Genomic DNA, 2,654 nt, shown 5'->3' with positions numbered 1-2,654 from the left:
CGTGCGCGAAGGCGTTCTCGAAGGACGTTCCGTGCGTTGCGAGGTCGGCAATCGTGCCGTCGTCGGGCAGTGCGTCCGCTCGGAGCGAATCGACGGTGAACAGGACCGTTATCGGTGTGTCGTTCGTGCTCATTCTGTCGAGGGGGTTGCTGGTTCGCTAGTTGAGAGTTCGCCACGGAGCTAAAATACCTTGCTAGAGCGTAGCCCGGAGGGGCATATAGCACTCAATAGTTCTCGGTAGCTGTTTCGTTGACACGACGAACGGTCGAAAGGTTCGAAAGCGGCAAAAAGCGTCGTCTCGCCGCTACTCGACGGGTTCGAGTTTCGCGCTGAAGTGGCGAAGCTCCTCCATCGGCGGTTCCCAGACGATTTCGAGGCCGGACAGTTCGTCGCGGCGTTCACCGACCTTCTCGAAGGTTTCCGCGATGTGCTCCAGATGCTCGCGGAAGTACGTGCGGCGGGGCAGACAGAGCCGAACGAGTTGCGGGCGGTCCTCGCCGGGGAACGCGAACTCACCGAGTTCGACGGCGCGGACGCCGCCTCGCGGTAGAGTTCGCCGACTAGCACTTGGCCCGGGAACTGCTCGCGGGGGATGTTCGGCAGGAACTCCTCGGCCTTCACGTACACCGCGTGGCCGCCGGTCGGCGCGTAAATCGGGACGTCGGCGTCGAGGAGGAGGTCGCCCAGTTCCGCAACTTGTTCGACGCGGGATTCGATGTAGGGTTGCGTGACCGCCTCGCGGAGGCCGACCGCCATGGCCTCCAAGTCGCGCCCGGAGAGGCCGCCGTAGGTCGAAAAGCCCTCGTAGAGGATACCGCGCTGTTTGGCGTGTTCGAACAGTTCGTCGTCGCGCACGCCGACGAAGCCGCCGATGTTGGAGAGCGCGTCCTTCTTCCCGCTCATGACGATGGCGTCGGCGTAGGAGAGTTCCTTGCGGGCGATGGCGGCGACGCTCGACCCTTCGAACTCCGCCTCGCGCTGTTGTACGAAGTAGGCGTTCTCGGCGAATCGGCAGGCGTCGATGACGAACGTGGCGTCGATTTCGTCGGCCACCTCGCGCGCGTCGCGGAGGTTCTGAACGCTCACGGTCTGATGCTAATGCGACGCCAGCTAGATAAAGACCGACTGGAACGTAGACGAGTTTCATTCCAACCACTGGAACTAGACTTGCAAGCCCCGTTAATAGCCCGAACAAAACAGTTGCTGGAATAGGCAAGCCCAGGAGGAGCAATCGCATTGAGGGCCGTATACGTGATCGAAGCGATGATAGCGACCACGAAGGCATTCAAAATATTGCCGAAGTAGATCGTCTGAAGATCAGTATCAACGGCCTCTAAGAAGGCATGTGTTGCGCTGTCCGACTTACTAATATGTGATGTGAACCAATTCGCAAGCCTCTGACCATCTCGGAGAAGATAGAACGCAATTGCGAGTGCAATGAAAACGTGCAAAAGACCGACGACAATTGCACTCAGATATCCACCTGTTGATGTGAGTATCTTACTCATAGTCTGTGGACTAGATACTGCGTAAGTTGCTGGGGATTTGAAAGCAACTGCTGCAATATACCTGTAGATCCTGTGTCCCAATAACACGCTGCAGAAATGGCCCAAGAAGTAATTGATATTGATCCAAATTTGACCCAAAGAGTTCATTCACCTGGTGAATACTCACGAGTACAGTATACGCGATCAGAAGTAATCCTGGGAACGCGAGCATACCGAGAGAAAGCCCGGCTGCGAGCGTCGGTGATCCCACACGATGGGTTAGCTGCCGGTACACGGGTCGCGTTGCATAGTAAACAAATAATCCGAGAACGATCGTACCCACATACGAGTAGAGGATGTAGACGAAAAGTACGCCAAGAATGCTGAAGATCAGCCACCAGGCTATCCTTTCCCGGTTTTGAGTGATGTCGTGTTCCACGCATCAAACTTAGCGAGACAACATCGTAAGTACAACGACTGGCACATTGTGTGATGAGGTCAGTAGACAAGCGATCGTTCACCATAGTGAAACGAGGCATACTATGACACGATCAGCTGTACACCGGTGCGTCGATTTCCGCTTAGCAAGTTAGAAACCAGTAGATGGATGTCGCGGCTATTAGCACTCTATAGTGAGTTCAAAACTACCTGTGCTTTCCACAATATCTGGGAATATTCATGAATAATCATTACTGGTTCAGGGGTCATAGCATAGCTATGGAAAATCAGTTCGAGAAGATACCACCTCATGATGTCACCGCCGAGCAAATGAATCGCCTCTTCGGTCTTCTTACGGATCGACGGCGACGATATGTATTAAAACGGCTCCAAACGGCGAACCAACCGATCTCCCTCGAGGAGTTAGTGGCTGATATCAGTGCCTGGGAAGATACGCCAGCTCCTGAAACCGCTCTGACGGACAAAGTGGACGAAGTCACCGTCTCACTCCAGCACTGTCATCTCCCGAAACTTGCCGATGCAGGGCTCATCGAATACGATCGGTCTACTAAAAACGTGGCGTATACTGATCACCCGCAAGTTGAGGCGCTGGTTGATCGTTTCTCGGAACTCTTTCCAGGTGAGGATGAGAGAGGACGACTGAAGGTCATGAAAGGTGGTGAGAAGCGGTGATTTCTGCGGAGAGATGAGCTATTAGAGCACCTCCCA

General features: G+C 54.6%; 2 protein-coding genes and 1 pseudogene. 1 reads left to right on the top strand and 2 read right to left on the bottom strand.

Features of this window, described 5'->3' with window-relative positions; genetic code table 11:
• Positions 1-304: 304 nt before the first annotated feature.
• Both BG842_RS00590 and BG842_RS30810 read right to left on the bottom strand, forming a co-directional pair.
• Positions 305-1,092: pseudogene (locus BG842_RS00590) on the bottom strand (tryptophanase); the annotation flags it as partial.
• Positions 1,083-1,508, bottom strand: coding sequence for an AI-2E family transporter (locus tag BG842_RS30810; RefSeq protein WP_254662804.1), 426 nt, complete (start codon positions 1,506-1,508; stop codon positions 1,083-1,085). The pseudogene BG842_RS00590 and the gene BG842_RS30810, both read right to left, overlap by 10 nt.
• A 696-nt stretch (positions 1,509-2,204) precedes the next feature.
• Between BG842_RS30810 and BG842_RS00580 the strand changes: the two genes are divergently transcribed.
• The gene (locus BG842_RS00580; RefSeq protein WP_139135969.1) at positions 2,205-2,618 is read left to right on the top strand and encodes a hypothetical protein; all 414 of its coding nucleotides are present in this window, start codon (positions 2,205-2,207) and stop codon (positions 2,616-2,618) included.
• The last annotated feature ends 36 nt before the right edge of the window (positions 2,619-2,654 follow it).

Origin of the sequence: Haladaptatus sp. W1 (assembly GCF_001723155.1) — an archaeon.
GTDB classification, from domain to species: Archaea; Halobacteriota; Halobacteria; order Halobacteriales; family Haladaptataceae; genus Haladaptatus; species Haladaptatus paucihalophilus.
Note: the sequence above shows the minus strand (reverse complement) of the source record. Positions and strands in the feature narration are given on the sequence as shown.

Bases quoted from the DNA above. Each gene is read 5' to 3' on its own strand.
- BG842_RS30810 (WP_254662804.1), bottom strand. From the start codon at position 1,508: ATGAGTAAGATACTCACATCAACAGGTGGATATCTGAGTGCAATTGTC.
- BG842_RS00580 (WP_139135969.1), top strand. From the start codon at position 2,205: ATGGAAAATCAGTTCGAGAAGATACCACCTCATGATGTCACCGCCGAG.